General features: G+C 33.1%; 20 protein-coding genes. 13 read left to right on the top strand and 7 right to left on the bottom strand.

Annotation, left to right across the window (positions count from 1 at the left end; all coding sequences use genetic code 11):
- Positions 1–10: 10 nt before the first annotated feature.
- On the bottom strand, positions 11–580 hold the full coding sequence (locus ACFELW_RS02310; RefSeq protein WP_375330311.1) for an NUDIX domain-containing protein: 570 nt from the start codon (positions 578–580) through the stop codon (positions 11–13).
- 67 nt (positions 581–647) lie between these two features.
- On the opposite strand from ACFELW_RS02310, the gene ACFELW_RS02305 reads away from it, so the two are divergent.
- Positions 648–1133: a helix-turn-helix domain-containing protein gene (locus ACFELW_RS02305; RefSeq protein WP_341758975.1), complete on the top strand. Its 486-nt coding sequence runs from the start codon at positions 648–650 to the stop codon at positions 1131–1133.
- 20 nt (positions 1134–1153) lie between these two features.
- Positions 1154–1651, top strand: a complete 498-nt coding sequence (locus tag ACFELW_RS02300) for an IS630 family transposase (protein WP_375329725.1) — start codon at positions 1154–1156, stop codon at positions 1649–1651.
- Here the strand turns inward: ACFELW_RS02300 and ACFELW_RS02295 are convergent.
- Together ACFELW_RS02295 and ACFELW_RS02290 are read right to left on the bottom strand one after the other, a co-directional pair.
- A complete protein-coding gene (locus ACFELW_RS02295; RefSeq protein WP_375330310.1) occupies positions 1620–2027 on the bottom strand; it encodes an RpiB/LacA/LacB family sugar-phosphate isomerase in 408 nt (135 codons plus the stop codon). The two genes, ACFELW_RS02300 and ACFELW_RS02295, sit on opposite strands and share 32 nt — an antisense overlap.
- 24 nt (positions 2028–2051) lie before the next feature.
- Positions 2052–2815 (bottom strand): IS5 family transposase gene (locus ACFELW_RS02290; protein ID WP_375329687.1). Its coding sequence is split into 2 segments (ribosomal slippage): positions 2052–2458 and positions 2458–2815, totalling 765 coding nucleotides; the frame shifts between segments, so codons are not numbered across the junction.
- 124 nt (positions 2816–2939) lie between these two features.
- On the opposite strand from ACFELW_RS02290, the gene ACFELW_RS02285 reads away from it, so the two are divergent.
- From ACFELW_RS02285 to ACFELW_RS02265, 5 genes are all read left to right on the top strand, one after another.
- Positions 2940–3128, top strand: coding sequence for a hypothetical protein (locus ACFELW_RS02285; protein ID WP_375330309.1), 189 nt, complete (start codon positions 2940–2942; stop codon positions 3126–3128).
- Positions 3044–3418, top strand: coding sequence for an IS5 family transposase (locus tag ACFELW_RS02280; protein WP_375330308.1), 375 nt, complete (start codon positions 3044–3046; stop codon positions 3416–3418). Before ACFELW_RS02285 ends, ACFELW_RS02280 begins: the two co-directional genes overlap by 85 nt.
- 147 nt (positions 3419–3565) lie before the next feature.
- Positions 3566–3784 carry a hypothetical protein gene (locus tag ACFELW_RS02275; protein ID WP_375330307.1) on the top strand — a complete coding sequence of 73 codons (219 nt, stop codon included), beginning with the start codon at positions 3566–3568 and terminating at the stop codon, positions 3782–3784.
- Between the two features lie 139 nt (positions 3785–3923).
- Positions 3924–5741, top strand: a complete 1818-nt coding sequence (locus tag ACFELW_RS02270; protein WP_375330306.1) for an AAA family ATPase — start codon at positions 3924–3926, stop codon at positions 5739–5741.
- A 206-nt stretch (positions 5742–5947) separates the two neighbouring features.
- A complete protein-coding gene (locus ACFELW_RS02265; RefSeq protein WP_341758926.1) occupies positions 5948–6337 on the top strand; it encodes a carboxymuconolactone decarboxylase family protein in 390 nt (129 codons plus the stop codon).
- A 218-nt stretch (positions 6338–6555) separates the two neighbouring features.
- Here ACFELW_RS02265 and ACFELW_RS02260 read toward each other — a convergent pair whose 3' ends face one another.
- Both ACFELW_RS02260 and ACFELW_RS02255 read right to left on the bottom strand, forming a co-directional pair.
- Positions 6556–7383: an IS4 family transposase gene (locus ACFELW_RS02260; RefSeq protein WP_375330305.1), complete on the bottom strand. Its 828-nt coding sequence runs from the start codon at positions 7381–7383 to the stop codon at positions 6556–6558.
- 15 nt (positions 7384–7398) lie between these two features.
- The gene (locus tag ACFELW_RS02255; RefSeq protein WP_341758855.1) at positions 7399–7746 is read right to left on the bottom strand and encodes a hypothetical protein; all 348 of its coding nucleotides are present in this window, start codon (positions 7744–7746) and stop codon (positions 7399–7401) included.
- A 347-nt stretch (positions 7747–8093) separates the two neighbouring features.
- Between ACFELW_RS02255 and dapF the strand changes: the two genes are divergently transcribed.
- From dapF to mrdA, 6 genes are all read left to right on the top strand, one after another.
- The gene (dapF, locus tag ACFELW_RS02250) at positions 8094–8903 is read left to right on the top strand and encodes a diaminopimelate epimerase (RefSeq protein ID WP_375330304.1); all 810 of its coding nucleotides are present in this window, start codon (positions 8094–8096) and stop codon (positions 8901–8903) included.
- Positions 8896–10158: a tRNA (N(6)-L-threonylcarbamoyladenosine(37)-C(2))-methylthiotransferase MtaB gene (gene mtaB, locus ACFELW_RS02245; protein ID WP_375330303.1), complete on the top strand. Its 1263-nt coding sequence runs from the start codon at positions 8896–8898 to the stop codon at positions 10156–10158. The genes dapF and mtaB overlap by 8 nt, the downstream gene beginning before the upstream one ends.
- Positions 10159–10224: 66 nt before the next feature.
- The gene (locus ACFELW_RS02240) at positions 10225–11145 is read left to right on the top strand and encodes an Rpn family recombination-promoting nuclease/putative transposase (RefSeq protein ID WP_375330302.1); all 921 of its coding nucleotides are present in this window, start codon (positions 10225–10227) and stop codon (positions 11143–11145) included.
- Positions 11146–11315: 170 nt separating this feature from the next.
- Positions 11316–12272, top strand: coding sequence for an NAD(P)H-dependent glycerol-3-phosphate dehydrogenase (locus ACFELW_RS02235; RefSeq protein WP_341758851.1), 957 nt, complete (start codon positions 11316–11318; stop codon positions 12270–12272).
- Positions 12269–12790, top strand: coding sequence for a hypothetical protein (locus tag ACFELW_RS02230; RefSeq protein WP_375330301.1), 522 nt, complete (start codon positions 12269–12271; stop codon positions 12788–12790). The genes ACFELW_RS02235 and ACFELW_RS02230 overlap by 4 nt, the downstream gene beginning before the upstream one ends.
- A gap of 152 nt (positions 12791–12942) precedes the next feature.
- Entirely contained in the window at positions 12943–14724 is a 1782-nt protein-coding gene (gene mrdA / locus ACFELW_RS02225; protein WP_341758850.1) for a penicillin-binding protein 2, read from the top strand.
- Positions 14725–14977: 253 nt separating this feature from the next.
- Here mrdA and ACFELW_RS02220 read toward each other — a convergent pair whose 3' ends face one another.
- Together ACFELW_RS02220 and ACFELW_RS02215 are read right to left on the bottom strand one after the other, a co-directional pair.
- The gene (locus ACFELW_RS02220; protein WP_375330494.1) at positions 14978–15292 is read right to left on the bottom strand and encodes a hypothetical protein; all 315 of its coding nucleotides are present in this window, start codon (positions 15290–15292) and stop codon (positions 14978–14980) included.
- A 10-nt stretch (positions 15293–15302) separates the two neighbouring features.
- Positions 15303–16433, bottom strand: coding sequence for a hypothetical protein (locus tag ACFELW_RS02215; RefSeq protein ID WP_375330300.1), 1131 nt, complete (start codon positions 16431–16433; stop codon positions 15303–15305).
- Between the last annotated feature and the right edge of the window lie 142 nt (positions 16434–16575).

Genomic DNA, 16575 nt, shown 5'->3' with positions numbered 1-16575 from the left:
TATCTTATTTTTATGCATTTAGGATTTGTGAGAAAATATCCATCTTTGAACCTTGCTCAACATAATTTTTTATAATAGTTTTTAGACTTTCTGGCAGAATAACTATATTATCAATTTGGTCTATGGGCTTCCAAATGAAACTATGGAATTTATGATCCATTGCTACAGGTGGATGAGATAAATCTAACCCCTTAATATCAATATTATATACAATATTTAATTCATGATAAATTGATCCTTTACGCTTCCAACTGCATTCCAATATACCGGCAAACTCTGATTCCTCTATCTCTAGATTCATTTCTTCCCATATTTCTCGTTTCAAAGCTTGTAAAGATGGTTCATTATATTCAACATCCCCACCTGGCAAGAAAAAAATATTTGGTGGAAAATTTGGATTATCAGATGTAGCAGTAGTAAGCAATATGTGATTATTATGAATAATTATTCCACGTACTATTACATTGATACCAGTATCAATGTGTTTTGTTTGTGATAATTCTAATTTTTGTACACATGCTGTATGCTTTTCACCAGTGAAGTTTTCTGTAACAAATTTTTCAATAATACCAATTCCCAAATTTAATTTAGTATAAAGATGAGAAAAATAGGTTATAATGTAAAAGATAGATAAAATTAGGAATGTAATGGGTACTCATCAAAAATTAATAACAGAAGATTTATACAAACAGGCTATAGCTCAACTTGCAAGTACGAACAAAGAGAATAGGATCGCTATTAGGTTAAGAGCTATAGTAGCTGCAAAAGAACATGGTATTGGTATGGTGTCTAAAATATTTGATATCACAACTAATACGCTAAGAAACTGGATAAAAAGCTTTGCCCAAGGCGATGATAAAAATCTTGAATATAAAAAAGGTAGGGGAAGGAAAAGCGATTTAACGGAAAGCTGCTATGAAGCAATAAACAAATGGATACAAGAAGATTGTAACATAACAATAAAAAGTATCGTCATAAAACTTAAAGAAAATTTGGGAATTAATGTAAGTAAATCGGCTGTACACAGGGCATTGCACAAGCTTAAGTTTGCGTACATTACTCCAAGACCAGTGCATTACAAACAGAATAAAGAAACTCATGAACAGTTTAAAAAAAAATTCAAGAAAAAATAACAAGCAATCCAAGAAGTTTTTTGTATTTCTTTGATGAATCGCGTTTTGGAACTCATTCTAAATTAGGTCATGGTTGGTTTCGCAAAGGTATCAGAACTCAAGTTAAAATCAAAATAGGTTTTCAGAATTTTTATGTTTACAGTGCTGTTAACCCAATAACAGGAGATGATTTTAGCTTAATGATGCCAAATGTTAATACTATGTCTTTGAACATGTTTCTTGCGGAAATGTCTAAACATATAGGCGATCAAAAAGCCATTGTTGTTATGGATTGTGCTGGATGGCATAAGGCTAAGGACTTAGTGGTTCCTGCTAATATAGAAATTCTTTATTTGCCACCATATTCTCCTGAATTAAATCCTGCGGAGCGATTATGGGAACATTTAAAGTCTGAGACTATAAAGAATAAAGTATACAATACAATTGAACAATTAGAAATAGTAGTATCTTCCTCTATTAAAAATTTAAATACCTTGCTAATTCAATCTATTTGTTGCATGAATCATTTACTAAATTAAATTCGGGAATTGGTATTATATCCTGAGATTCTTCTAAAGAGGAGTTTTGGCTACCTAAACATACAACATTTGCATTAAGCTTTTGCCTAGTTTGTATAGAGTCTTCCGTTGATCGTGATATAATTGCCCTTATATGGGTAAATCTATTGAGTGCAATAGCTACTTCTTGACCACTCTCGCATATCATCACCCCTATGTCTTCTGTATTTCGGAGCCTATCTGCTAACAATCTAGAAATATCAACATAATCTAGTGGAGAATCATCATCAATACCTAAATCCTCAGATTCAAAACCACTTAAATTATGCTGATCTATCAGAGCTTTACGCAATTCTATGCCACGATAATCGCTAGCATATACCAACTTTCTACTCATTACAAATTCTCCTAGGGTGTGTCGTCACGAGATTTGAGCCCACATTAGTAAAGCCCTTAAACAAAGACCCGCCATGTATGATTTTGTATTTTTAGCATATCTTGTTGCTATACCACGCCATTCTTTAAATTTTTGAAATGTATTTTCAATAATGTGCCTTAGCTTATATAGATATTTATCTATCTCTCTTTGAATCTTCCTGTTTCTTTTTGATGGTATTACAGGAATTATGTTTGCATTCACAGCCGATTCTATTATGGCGTTTGTATCGTAAGCTTTATCAGCCATAAGATGTTGTGCCTCCATATTCTGGATTAACTCACAAGCTTGAGTACAATCATTTCTGGAACCTTCTGTAACAATAATTCTGACCGGCATACCATACGCATCCACGGCCATATGTACCTTTGTATTGAGCCCCCTTTTGTGCGACTAACCGTTTGATTCCCGCCTTTCGCTCCAAGCCCTGCTTTGTGAGTTTTTACAAATGTAGAATCTATCATTAACCATTCAAAATCAGGAGCATTTATAAAAATATTTAGCAAATTCTCCCATATCCCATTATCACGCCATCTACAGAATCTTCTGTGTACATTCTTCCAATTGCCATAATCAGGAGGCAAATCTCTCCATGGAGCTCCCGTTCTAAATATCCACATCACTGCATTTATAAAAGTTCTATTGTCTCTTGCAATACCTCCCCAACAACCTTTCTGACCAGGTAAATTACTTTCTATCTTATTCCAAAGCTCATCGCTTATATCATGTCTTCTATGTGCTAAACTCATTGCTTCTTATCGCCTATTTTTATTACTACAATTATAATAACAAATCACATAAAATTATGCAATCACAATCTCGTGACGACATACCCTAAATATTTTTATAAATGCTCCTGATTTTGAATGGTTAATGATAGATTCTACATTTGTAAAAACTCACAAAGCAGGACTTGGAGCGAAAGGCGGGAATCAAACGGTTAGTCGCACAAAAGGGGGCTCAATACAAAGGTACATATGGCCGTGGATGCGTATGGTATGCCGGTCAGAATTATTGTTACAGAAGGTTCCAGAAATGATTGTACTCAAGCTTGTGAGTTAATCCAGAATATGGAGGCACAACATCTTATGGCTGATAAAGCTTACGATACAAACGCCATAATAGAATCGGCTGTGAATGCAAACATAATTCCTGTAATACCATCAAAAAGAAACAGGAAGATTCAAAGAGAGATAGATAAATATCTATATAAGCTAAGGCACATTATTGAAAATACATTTCAAAAATTTAAAGAATGGCGTGGTATAGCAACAAGATATGCTAAAAATACAAAATCATACATGGCGGGTCTTTGCTTAAGGGCTTTACTAATGTGGACTCAAATCTCGTGACGACACACTCTAGTAAGAGTTGTGATTTTTTTAGCATCACTAAATATACTAAAAATACGATGTAAAAATATCACAAAATATGATGCAAATTGTGATTTTTTATGGTATAATAATTCCCTCAAAATACAGATACTACAGGGGATTTATATGAGAAAGATTGCTGTCAAATTTAACAAGTTACAAGATATCGAAAACCTTAAAAAAATCATGAAAAATGTTTACGCGAGTAATAGCGATCATTTACCGGATATTGCTAAATTTCATTTGGGCGGAAAGATTTTTATACCGAGCCAAGTGGATAAAGCAGAGTTGCACATAATAACTGCCAACGGCACTGAAATTATAACATTTTCTAAAGCTGCATAATTATATCGTACTGAGTGTTAATTCAGGTTAATTCACTATAAAAAAACAAAAAATTATAAAAATTTTGCTAATTAGCTATTAGTGGAGAATAAAAAAGTAGTATAATGGATATTATAGTTGGAAGGAACACGTGAAAACAATGGTAGAAGAAATAAACAAAAATAATGTTGATGATCAACCAACCATGCTAGTTGGTACTGATGATTTTAAGAAATTATTGCTTAATAGCAACGTATTTGTTGATAAGAGTTTAATGATCAAAGAACTATTGGTTGATACTGGAGATGTCACCTTAATCACCCGCCCAAGGCGGTGGGGTAAGAGCTTGAATATGGATATGGTGCGGAGATTTTTTGAGATAGAGGTAGATCAACATGGCAATCCTATACCACAAGAACAAAGAGTGAACTATAAACTATTTGCTGGTGGAGAGGTAGATTTAGGATTTGATGAGACTAAAGAACTAAAGCCATTAAAAATTGCTAATGTAGTAAACTCTATGAAACGTCAAGGTCAATTTCCAGTTATTATTATAAGTTTCAAGGGCGTTAGGGGTAGTAGTTATGAAGAAATTGAAAGTAAAATCAGCTATCAAATAACTAGGCTATTTAGTAATTATCGTTATTTAAAACGTTATGTAAGTGAGAAAGAATATTCATTGGAAGAAGCGGAAAAAGGGCAATTAATTAGATATTTTTCTGGAAAGTTTAATAAAGTAGAGCTTGAGAATAGTTTGAAATTTTTAAGCGATTTACTTTATAAACATTTTAATCAAAAAGTTTACATACTAATTGACGAGTATGATACGCCAATTAATAGTGCCTATATGAAATTTGGCAATAATCTAGAAGAGTTTGAGGAAGTATTAGCTCTATTCCGGGCAATATTTGGTAATAGTCTTAAAACCAATGATTCATTACAAAAAGGCATCATTACCGGCATATTGCGTGTTGCTAAGGCTAATTTGTTTTCAGATTTGAATAATTTAACTGAATGTAGTTTACTAGATGAAAGATTTTCTAGCAGTTACGGGTTTACTCAAGCAGAAGTTGATGAATTATTAACTAAAGTACCAACCACTACAAAGCCAGAAGAAATTAAAAATTGGTATAATGGCTATAATTTTGGTGGAGAAGTCATTTATAATCCATGGTCAATTATGCAATGTTTGGCAAGTAAAGGCAAGCTTGATCACTATTGGATTGATAGTGGTGGGACTGATTGGATTGATCATATACTGCTCTCAGATGAGATGCAACAAAATATCCAGGCTTTAGTTGCAGGAAAAACGATTACTTCTTCTATTACTAAACATATAAATTTTGCTGATATTAACCAACCAGAAGGGTTATTTAGCTTATTATTATTTAGTGGTTACCTAAACACAACTACCAAGATGCCAGAAAGAGACATTTATGATTTATCTGCTCCTAACTACGAGGTGAAATATATTTATGAAAAGAGAATGCTGCAATGGGTTACTAAACAAATAAAAATTGATAATTCTGGCTATTATTCTTTTGTTACTCTATTACCAGATGGTAAAATAGAGGCGTTCAAAGAGCGTCTGCAAGAATTATTACTTAATTCTACTAGTTTTCATCAAACAGGAGAGAAAAAAGCCGAATTATTTTATAGTGGCTTTATGCTTGGCTTTATTAATATGTTAACTCCTAATTATATAATATCAAGTGAACAAGAATCAGGGGATGGCAGAGCTGACGTTGTGATGATTCCAAAAATTGGCAAAGGTGATAAAGCGATGATTATCGAGTATAAAATCGCTAAATCCTCAGAAGAGCTAGCAGATATAGCCAAAGCAGGCTTACAACAAATTATTAATAGAAAATATGATAGTAAAATAAAAGAGTATTCACATGTAAAACAAATATTAAAAATTTCGATGGCATTTTGTGGAAAAAATATGGAGTTGCAATATGAGGTAACGAAGCTCTAATAATAAAACGTAAGCACTTGTATAATGAGCAATTTGGTATCTGACTGGGTTCGGAAATTGTTCACTACGCCCCGCCAATTCGAAACAATTTGCTACTTTTTGCAATTCTGTGAATGGAAAAGCTAGATATTTATGTCAACTTAATTGATGACACGCCCTAAATTAAAAGGAAAAACATGCACTATACAGAAATCTCTAAGTACACAATGTCATGCCTATATGAATCTTATAAAAGTCTTGATAACTCCCCCCTTGATAAAGGGCTAAGATACTTAATTGAACTAAGGGTATCGCAAATAAATGGTTGCTTCTATTGTTGTAATTTACATCTTTCAGACGCCAGAAAGCATGATGTTCCTCAAAAGAAACTAGATTTGTTACCAATTTGGTTCTCTACTAAAGAGGTATTTAGTAAAAAGGAAATTATAGCTCTAAAGTGGTGTGAATCCATAACATGTAGCTCATTTGAAAAGATTGATGAAATTAAAGATGACATATTCAAACATTTTTCTGAGAGGGAAATTGTGGATATTACTATTTGTATTTCGATTATGAACGCTTTAAATAGAATAGCTATAAGTTTAAAAACGCTTTAATAACCCGAATTCTGGATTAAAAAACCTAGAGAAGTCTTTAAACATCAGTATTTTACTTACCTTACGCATGGTGTTTAAAAGTCATAGGGAAAATAGCCTGGAGTCATTGCTAGGAGCCACTTTAATGGCGACGGGCAATCCAAAAAATAATTAAAAATGGATTGCTTCATCGTGTTTACGCTTACGCCCTCCTCGTAATCTGATATATCCCCACGAAATTAAGCACGACAAAGCTCCGTCTTTATAATAGATGCCAGGGGTTCTAGCAATGGTTTTATGGCATGCAGATAATTAAATTCAATAATAAATTTCCCAAGGGTAAAATACGAATAAATCTTTTTATCTTTTACTGTGTTAGGTTGGAAAATTCTTTGCATACCTTGGCTATAGCCTACCACACCTATAACCCAATATGTTATAATAACAATGGCAGATAGTAACATTAAAACTCCCCATCTATTCACATCTAAAGTTCTAATATATCTTCCAGCAAGACCAATTTGATGATTTTTTATCACTCGAAACGTTTCCTCTATTTGCATACGTTTGCTATATAACCTCACTATTTCCGCTCCCTTATATTCATCAGAACTTAAGTTAGTTACCAATATCCAAGGTTCTTTTGCAGCTTTGTTATATGAACCATTTGCTGTTTTACTGCTAGTACGATTCCTGCTAACCTTCTGCACTCGCCCCTTAGGGACTTTGCAAGTTGTAACCATTCTGCAGGAATATTTATGAGCTTTGGTTAGCAGAATCGTACCACATTCCATCGTTTTTGAACCAATTGATAGTATGAAATTTTCAACTGATATCCAATCCTCATTCTTAGCTAATTTTAAATCTTTTCCTCGTCGTACCCGACACACCCAACTCCACACTTGTTTTTCTATTTCCTTAAACCATTCAATATGAAAGCCAGCGTCCATAATCACAACAACCCTTTTTCCATCAGGTATTATACTCTTTAATTTATTTAGAAATTCTACCGTTCTGCCCTTTAATTCACCTTCTTCAAACACATCTTGATATAAAGGTAAACTCATCCTTCTTGTACAAAATTAAGTACTTAGCATTTGTACCATGCGATCATCTTTAAGATAACATAAATCAATCACAACGCTTTCATCATTAGAATGCTTGATAAACTCAAATATGAAATATGATAAAGCACTATAGAGACTATCAACCTCGTTATATAAATGTTTGTTACCTATGCATCTATCAACTTTTTTTATTTTATGTTTTACTTTACTATCACCACTCAAGTTCCTGCCAATTGCACTCAAAGACAAATTCTGACTATATCGCAAGCCTTCTGCAACATCAAGTAACGCATTTAAACGATTATTATGTATAAAAGGACAATGTTCTTTTATTACTTCATTTAATACTGTTTTTACATCCATAACCTACTATCTCCATCATCATTAAATAATGAAGATATTCTATCAATTCTTGCTATTTTGCAACAATTTCGTGGGAATACATCAGCTCGCAATGACGTTGACCATATATGTCATTGCGAAACCACGCAAGTAGGTTGTGGCAATCCATCATTCATTAGATTTGAATTGCTTCGTTGATCCACGGTCTCCTTGCAATGACGATTGGAGTGCAATGACAGTAATACTAATCAAGTACAGACAAAAAATATAACCATTTACCAACAGTTATGCAAGAGGTCTATTTATTTACTACATATTTTTATATATATTTAGTATAATAGACTTTTGTATAATCTAAAGATATTCTCGTGTTTAAAAAAATCAATTTTGCTAAAATGCATGGATTAGGTAATGATTTTGTGATTATCAATCAGCGTGATTTACCTATAAATTGTGATTTACAGCAATTATCGCTAAATATCTCCAATCGTCGTACTGGTATTGGTTGTGATCAGTTTATTATTTACGATCAAAAAGCTAATTACTATGAAATGGCTGTATATAACCAGAATGGCTCAAGTGCCAAATTATGTGGGAATGCTTCAAGATGTCTTACCAAATTGTTATATCTTGATTTCGGTATAACAGAAGTTACTTTAAAAATATACGGAAAAGAATTGTCTTGTAAGATATTAAGTGACAACGAGATCGAGGTGAATACGGGGATAGTTAGTTTTGAGGAAGATTGGATGCCTTCGGCCGAAAAGATTTGGCCAATTATGGAACGTTATATGATTGATATCAAGGAAGTTATTTGTGCTGATATTGGTAATCCACATTTTATTATTTTTAGTGATTTAGCTACTAAGGATAAAGAAATAATCGGAGAAAAATTACAAGAAAAAGAGTTGTTTACTGATGGGGTTAACGTTAGTTTTGCTTCAATCAAGGATAATAAAATTTATTTATCGGTTTGGGAAAGAGGGACAGGCTTAACTCTTGCTTGTGGTAGCGGAGCATGTGCTAGTTTTGCTTCGGCGGTAAAGCTTGGCTTTGTTAGCTCTCCTTGTCAAGTGGTATTTCAATTAGGTAGTCTGCAAATGTCAAAACAAGGTGAGAATATAATAATGGTTGGTTCTGCCACTCTAGTGGTACGTGGAGAGTTTTTTTATGACTGAATCACAAGAAGTGGTAACTCAAAAGGTTGTAACTTTTGGTTGTCGATTAAATATTTATGAAAGTGAAGTGATTAGAACTAACCTAGCTCTTTCTGGTTTAGAAAATGTCATGGTGTTTAATACTTGTTCTGTCACTAAGGAAGCTGTAAAACAATCACGTCAAGCAATTCGTAAAGCTAAGAAAAATAACTCTAAGGTAAGAATTATTGTTACTGGTTGTGCTGCTCAAAATAACCCAGATATTTTTGCTAATATGGTTGAGGTCGACAAAGTACTTGGTAATGAGGAAAAATTGATTGCTAGCAATTATCAATTTACTGACGCAAAAGTAGCAGTAAATGATATAATGTCTGTTACGGAAACTGCTAATCATCTGGTAGCTAGCTTTGATGGCAAATCTCGGGCTTTTATTCAAGTACAGAATGGTTGTAATCATCGTTGTACCTTCTGCATTATACCTTATGCTAGAGGCAATAGTCGCTCAGTCCCAATGGGAGTGATAGTACAGCAGTTAAGGACATTAGTAGCTAATGGGTATAATGAAGTAGTATTTACCGGAGTTGACGTTACGGCATATGGACCAGATTTACCAGGAGCTCCAACTTTTGCCCAAATGATTAGACGGATTATAGGGTTGGTTCCGGAACTAAAAAGACTTAGATTATCTTCCATTGATGTAGCTGAAATCGATGATGATTTGTTTGATTTGATGGCTTATGCTCCACAAATTATGCCACATTTTCATATTAGTTTACAAGCTGGTGATGACATGATACTTAAGCGTATGAAACGTCGTCATAATCGTCAAAATGTTATTGATTTTTGTCATAAATTGCGTAACTTAAGAGCAAATGTATCATTTGGGGCAGACATTATAGCTGGGTTCCCGACGGAAAATGAGGTAATGTTTGAGAATACAAGAAAACTTATTTCTGAGGCAGATTTGCAATATTTACATGTTTTTCCGTATTCTGAGCGTGAGGAAACTCCAGCTGCCAGAATGCCGCAAGTAGCAAAATCTGTTAGAAAAGCTAGAGCAGAAATTTTAAGAGTAACAGGGGAGCAGCAATTACAACAATTTTTCCAAAGGAATATAGGGCATGAAGTGGAATTACTTGTAGAACAAAATAACATAGCTCATACAGAAAATTTTATTCCGGTAAAGTTGCAAGGTAATTTTGATGTTGGGCAAATTATTAAAGCTCGGTTAGTTGCTATAGAGGATAATTATATGATTCCAGAAATTTTGGTATAGACTTACCTAGCATAAGTCAAAATCTGATAGAGATATTATGTAGTTTTATCAAATTAATATTCTTTTATGACAAAAAAGTTAAAGCATGATTCATTAGTCAAAACAATAATGGCTGATCCTGTAGCAGCTCAAGAATTTTTGGAATATTATTTGCCGAATGATTTTAAGAGTTTAGTAGATTTATCAAAAATAACAGTAGAAAAAGAAAGCTACATAGAAGAATCTTTAAACAAGAAATATAGTGATATAGTATATGGAGTTGCTACCAAGAATCAGGGTAAGGCTTTTGTGTATGTGTTGATTGAGGCTCAGTCGGGCGTTGATTATTGGACAGCTCTACGATTATGGAAATACACATTGTTATTATGTGAAAGGCATAAAAAAGGAAGAAAGAAATTACCATTAGTATATAATTTAGTAATTTATAATGGTAAAGAAGTTTATACTGCCCCTAGGAATTTATGGAGCTTATTTACCGATGCAATTATAGCCAAGAAAGTGATGACAGAAGATTATCAATTGGTCGATTTACAAAGCATGTCTGATGATGAAATAATGAAGAAGAAGCATATTGGGATGTTAGAATATATGCTAAAACATATCCATCAACGAGATATGATAAAGCTTTGGGAAGAATTTCTGCAGAGATTTAAATTAGAGATATTAATTGATAAAGAGAATGGTTATATTTACTTAAGATCGTTTTTATGGTACAATGACATAAAATTACCTAAGGCAAGACAATCAGAATTAGAAGAGCTACTAGCTAAGTATTTGTCAGAAGAAGAAAAAGGGAACATTATGAGAACTGTTGCACAAAAATATATTGAGGAAGGTGAAGCTAGAGGTATCCAGCTAGGCGAAGCTAGAGGCGAAGCTAGAAGAAATTTCGAAGTGGCAAGAAATCTTCAGAAAGCTGGAATATCGATTGAGATAATATCTCAATCTACTGGGTTAACTAAAGAGCAAATTGAAGAATTAGAATAAATATAAGTATTCTTACAATTGCCACGCCACCTAACTAGGACTCGCTAATAGACGTCTTTTTAACTACTATTTCCTTAGGTTGCCGCCTATGTGCAATGACGCTAAGGCTAAATACTAATCGGATTTATAACGTTGCCAATTTAAGTTAATTCACTATATAAATAATTGCTATGAAAAAATTTAAAAGCATTGCTGTCTATGGTGGCGGTAGCTGGGGAACTGCACTAGCCTGTCAAGTGGCAAGGTGTTATGAGGATGTGTCGATATTGGTACGTGAGAATAATATTATCGAGGAAATATTAAATAATCGAACTAATAGCAAATATCTTGGTTCTGATATTACATTACCAACCAATCTAGTTCCTTGTGATAATTTGTCAGCTTTACTAGACAAAGAAGTAATAATTATTGCGGTACCATCTTTTGTTTTTCAGGAAACTTTGAAGATATTAAAAAACGCTGGGATATCTGAAAGCGTAGCGTTATTAGTTGCAACTAAAGGATTTGGCAGAGACCCTACGGAGTTATTATCTGATAAAGTAAAAGCCATATTACCAGCTAATCCTTTAGCCTTTATAGCTGGACCTAACCTCGCTAAAGAAGTTGCTCAAGATTTATTAACTTCAGTAACCATTGCTTCTTTAGATGTTAATCTTGCCAAACGACTAGCAATTAGCTTGGCATCTCAACAATTTAAGTTGACCATAACTGACTATATGGTAGTGATGCAAGTGGCATCGGCTGTTAAGAATATTATAGCAATAAAGAGTGGTTGGTATGATGCAAAAGGTTACGGACAAAATGCAAAAGCCGGGCTTATAACTCAAGCAATTCAAGAAATAAGAATTTTATCTGAGGCTATTGATGGAGAGCTTGGAGATGCTTCTATTTTATGTGCTCCAGGTATATTAGGGGATTTGGTGCTAACTTGTTATTCTAAGGAATCACGAAATACTAGATTTGGTTATGAGCTTGGTAAACATTTAGATGTTGGAAATTTTTTAAATCAAAATTTATACTTAGTGGAAGGGCTAGAATCTGCTAGACTGGTATTGGATCTCATAAGAAAGTATGACCTAGTACTGCCTATTATTGAATCAGTAATTAAAGAACTGAAAATAATATGAAATTCTTTAGCAAATTACCACAAACATTATCACAAATAGTTAGTAAAATAATATTATTAGAATGTTGTTTGTTATTAGTAATTTTTCCACTAGAAAATTTTAGAATTAACACAGAAACTGTTATTTTTCCAGCTTTTGAAGTTAGTTTACTTTACTATTTTGCTACATTTTATCATATTGGTTTTTGGCTAATATTTTTAGTAGGAATAATTTTTGACCAATTATATTCTATGCCAATTGGTACAAATTCCTTGGTTCTTGTAACTGCTCACATAATTTTACAATTTGCTGGAAAATTCTTTATAGTTAGAAGTTATTTAACAAATTTCCTGATTTTTGGGTTATATTATTTTTTTATATTACATTTTAGATATTTGCTAATTTTAACTAAAGGTCTATATTCCCAAGGGTATCTTACGATGTTAATGCACTATCTTACTACGATATTTTCCTATAATTTGCTACGAATTCCTCTTGATAAGGCATTGTTCCCCAAACGTCATTGCGAGGAGGTTTAACCCCCAAACGTCATGGCTCAGAGCTACTTTAGTAGCGACAAAGCAATTCAGAAAAGTATTAGAAATGGATTGCTTCGACCATTACATGGTCTCGCAATGACGTTTGGTATCTAGTACTACAAAAACATAATAGGAATCGCTATCAAAAAAATATGCTAAATAATAAAATATTACATAACCAGTTAATATCAAGACGGTCTTTTCTGATAGGTTCAGGAAAACTAACATTATTTTCATTATTGGCTGGAAAAATGTTTTACATGCAGTTATTTGAAAGTGATAAATATCGTACTTTATCTGATAAAAATCGTATAAGTTTTATTCTAGTTCCGCCATTCAGGGGACAAATTTATGATGTTAACGGTAATGTTCTAGCTACCAACCAAACTTGTTTTAGGTTATTACTGGATATGCATGAGGCTACTAATTACAAACAGGAATTAATTCTAGTAGCAAATATCTTGCAACTAACTGAAGAAAAACAAAATTACATTAATCAAAAAATAAAAAAAGCCAATAAACGTGTTCCTTTACTGATATTAGATAATCTTAGCTGGCAACAAATGTCACTCATTGAGGAACAAAAGTTAAATTTAACTTCTATTTTTGTAGATGTCGGTTATGTAAGATTTTACCATTTTTCAGAAGCTGCTTGTCATGTAATAGGTTACACTGGACAGATTAATGAGCAAGAGAAACAAGAGCTAGAAATCAATAATTTAGGGGATTTTAATATTGGTAAATCTGGTGTAGAAAAATATTATGAAGAAAAGTTACGTGGGAAATTTGGTTATAAGCAGATAGAAGTAAATGCTTTAGGCAAACAAGTCAGAGAAATTACCAATCTTCCAAGTCAACAAGGAGAGGACTTACATCTAAATATTGACGCAGAGTTACAACAAAGAGTGCAGCCTTATTTAACTAAACAAGGCTGTTCGGCGATAGTTATTGATACAAATAACGGTAATGTTTTAGTGCTGGCTATGTCGCCGGTATTTGAAGCCAATAATTTTGTAAAATTGTCTCAAGATTATTGGCAAAGTTTAATTAATGATCCTTATAAGCCGTTAATTAATAAAACCATACAAAGTACTTATCCACCTGGTTCTATTTTCAAAATTATTACAATTTTAGCTGGTTTAGAGAGTGGAATTAAACCGGATAAAACGGTTAATTGTACTGGGGATTCGGTATTAGGTACTAATAGCTTTCGGTGCTGGAGTCGTCATGGTCATGGCACAGTGGATATGTATAATTCCATTAAGCATTCTTGTAACTCTTATATGTATGAAATAGCTCGCTTAACAGGTCATAAAAAAATATTAGATATGGCAAGAAATTTTGGTTTCGGTACAAAAACTGGTATTGATTTGATTGGAGAAGCCTCAGGTTTCCTTCCTTCAGAAGAATGGAAAATGAAAAAATTTAACTCTAAATGGACAATTGGTGATACTCTTAACTTATCGATAGGGCAGGGATTTTTATCAGCTACTCCAATCCAGTTAGCTAGGTTTGTAACAGCAATTGCTAATAATGGGAAATTGTATAATCCTAGAATTGCTAAAGATATATCGGTATTTGATCAGGTTAACATCAATCAAAAATACTTAGATATTTTAAAAGAAGGCATGTATAAAGCAGTTAATACTGAAGGAGGAACTTCCTATTATAGTAGGATTTTAGCAGAAGGACATCAATTAGCTGGTAAAACAGGTACCGCACAAGTGCAAGCAAAAGCTAATATAGATGATGATTTAAGCAGTAAATCAGTTGTTTGGCAAAGGCGTAACCATGCTATATTTGCCGGGTTCGCTCCCTATCAACAACCTCGTTACTCTATTCTGGTCTTTGTCGATCATGGCGGAGGTGGAGGCAGGGTGGCAGCTCCTATAGCTAAAAAAATTATGACTATGGTACTTGATAAATATAGCTAACTCAATTATTAGACTTCCTGCATAAGTCTAAAAAAACCCTCAGGATTTTTAGGAGAAACGAAGCCTGCTACCTTCGCGTCTTATCTTCCAGATGGAGAGGAGAAAAAATTATGCTACGAGACGGGATTAGTATGCGGTACAATGTCTAAAAATTGAATTTTCTTTACTGACTACATGTTATCATTTGCAGCTAAAAAGAGTCAAAATCTAGACAATTAAAATTTTGTTCACAGAACCTAGTTGTACGCTCCGTTCACTCACCCCTTATTTTACGTTCCAATTCTCCAAATGAGTTCTGAAGTCTCCCTGTCAAAAAACTGCTATGAAAAGCTATATTTTCTTCAAAAAGAATAAACTTTTTATCAAGCAAATTAAGTTGTTTTTTCTTTTCCTCTTCCGTTAAGAAAGAATATTTAATACTATTATAGACGACTTGTTTTAATTGATCATAAGATGGCTTATAACGACTAATAAATAATAAATATTCTTGAGTTAAATTATTGCGTAATACTCCTGCATCATCAGTGCAGATTGCGATTTGCACCCCATAACGCATATATAGCTTGATAGGATGGTCATCACCTAACTCCTAAAATAAATTCATTACTACTTAAATTAATTTCAATAGGTATATTCTTTTCCACTAATGTTCTTATTAGTTGGTAAGGATTAGATTCATGCATAATATCTACTCCGTGACCAATGCGATTTGCCCCGGCTATAAATATTGCATCCCGAATATGATGACGTAGCCCTTCTGGAGGAACTAGCCCTAATGCTAATTCACCAGCATGCAAAGATAATTTAACATTAGGAAATTTTTGTTTAAGAAAACGAAACATTTTCATATGTAATATATAATCTTTGATCGCAACAACTGAGTTTTCTGTACCGACTATATTCACCCCAACTATTTTAGGATTATTTTGTGCTAAAGAAAAGGCTGAATACAAACCAGAAAATACCATAGATGGCTTACTTTCACGGAGTACATATGGTTGAAACCGCAGAGTAAAGTGATCATTGTCAATATCTTTCGAGGCATCTGTTACTATTGTTGAATAGCGAGTAATAGCTTGGTGTATAACTTTATCCTGCTCTAATAATAACATAGCTTTTGCTAAAACCTGATTAATAGCAGAATCATCTGTATTACTTGTTAACTTATTAATCTCATCTAAAGCAACGTTTGTACTAATAGGAGCAAAAGGAAATATAGTTTCTATATATTGCACATTTTCTGCTTCTGCCCTATTCTTCAAATCTATCAAACCATCTTTAATAATATAGTCTTCTAACCAAGCAAAATAGTTAAAACAATCAAAAAATCTAGCATCTGGTGATAATTGTTTGTGATAATGATTGTTAAAATTTTCTATTGACCAAAGTGACACGAGCTGATTATATTTGTGTATATCAGCACGTATCTCATCTACAGTCATACATTTTTTCGTAGGTTTTTTAAGAATTTCATAACTGTTAGGATCAATACAAAATCCCTCCTTCTTAACATAATCTAATAAAGTTTCAGCATAAATAGCACCGATAAAATGATGATGAATATCACCACCCTTGGGCAATATATTTACCAACATACCAAGCTCTGCTATAGGAAGAGCATTAGAGGTGATTAAACTATTGTAATAATCACGTGTAATGAGATAATGATTATTTTCATTTGTTTTTACAGTGTCTGCGTGAGTTTGCATATTAAATATACTACAAATTAATAATAGTGGAGTAATGAGTCTTAGTGAAATTATGGATTTTATGAAATTTAACATTATTTTCATATGATTGTTCCTATGTACAAATATAGCTAATCGGGTGTGAACATTCACAAAAAAAAGT

The sequence above is a fragment of the Candidatus Tisiphia endosymbiont of Nemotelus uliginosus genome (assembly GCF_964264755.1).
Classification (GTDB): domain Bacteria; phylum Pseudomonadota; class Alphaproteobacteria; order Rickettsiales; family Rickettsiaceae; genus Tisiphia.
Note: the sequence above shows the minus strand (reverse complement) of the source record. Positions and strands in the feature narration are given on the sequence as shown.

Bases quoted from the DNA above. Each gene is read 5' to 3' on its own strand.
- ACFELW_RS02305 (WP_341758975.1), top strand. From the start codon at position 648: ATGGGTACTCATCAAAAATTAATAACAGAAGATTTATACAAACAGGCT.
- ACFELW_RS02295 (WP_375330310.1), bottom strand. From the start codon at position 2,027: ATGAGTAGAAAGTTGGTATATGCTAGCGATTATCGTGGCATAGAATTG.
- ACFELW_RS02285 (WP_375330309.1), top strand. From the start codon at position 2,940: ATGATAGATTCTACATTTGTAAAAACTCACAAAGCAGGACTTGGAGCG.
- ACFELW_RS02280 (WP_375330308.1), top strand. From the start codon at position 3,044: ATGGCCGTGGATGCGTATGGTATGCCGGTCAGAATTATTGTTACAGAA.
- ACFELW_RS02275 (WP_375330307.1), top strand. From the start codon at position 3,566: ATGAGAAAGATTGCTGTCAAATTTAACAAGTTACAAGATATCGAAAAC.
- ACFELW_RS02270 (WP_375330306.1), top strand. From the start codon at position 3,924: ATGGTAGAAGAAATAAACAAAAATAATGTTGATGATCAACCAACCATG.
- ACFELW_RS02265 (WP_341758926.1), top strand. From the start codon at position 5,948: ATGTCATGCCTATATGAATCTTATAAAAGTCTTGATAACTCCCCCCTT.
- ACFELW_RS02260 (WP_375330305.1), bottom strand. From the start codon at position 7,383: ATGAGTTTACCTTTATATCAAGATGTGTTTGAAGAAGGTGAATTAAAG.
- ACFELW_RS02255 (WP_341758855.1), bottom strand. From the start codon at position 7,746: ATGGATGTAAAAACAGTATTAAATGAAGTAATAAAAGAACATTGTCCT.
- mtaB (WP_375330303.1), top strand. From the start codon at position 8,896: ATGACTGAATCACAAGAAGTGGTAACTCAAAAGGTTGTAACTTTTGGT.
- ACFELW_RS02240 (WP_375330302.1), top strand. From the start codon at position 10,225: ATGACAAAAAAGTTAAAGCATGATTCATTAGTCAAAACAATAATGGCT.
- ACFELW_RS02235 (WP_341758851.1), top strand. From the start codon at position 11,316: ATGAAAAAATTTAAAAGCATTGCTGTCTATGGTGGCGGTAGCTGGGGA.
- ACFELW_RS02230 (WP_375330301.1), top strand. From the start codon at position 12,269: ATGAAATTCTTTAGCAAATTACCACAAACATTATCACAAATAGTTAGT.
- mrdA (WP_341758850.1), top strand. From the start codon at position 12,943: ATGCTAAATAATAAAATATTACATAACCAGTTAATATCAAGACGGTCT.
- ACFELW_RS02215 (WP_375330300.1), bottom strand. From the start codon at position 16,433: ATGCAAACTCACGCAGACACTGTAAAAACAAATGAAAATAATCATTAT.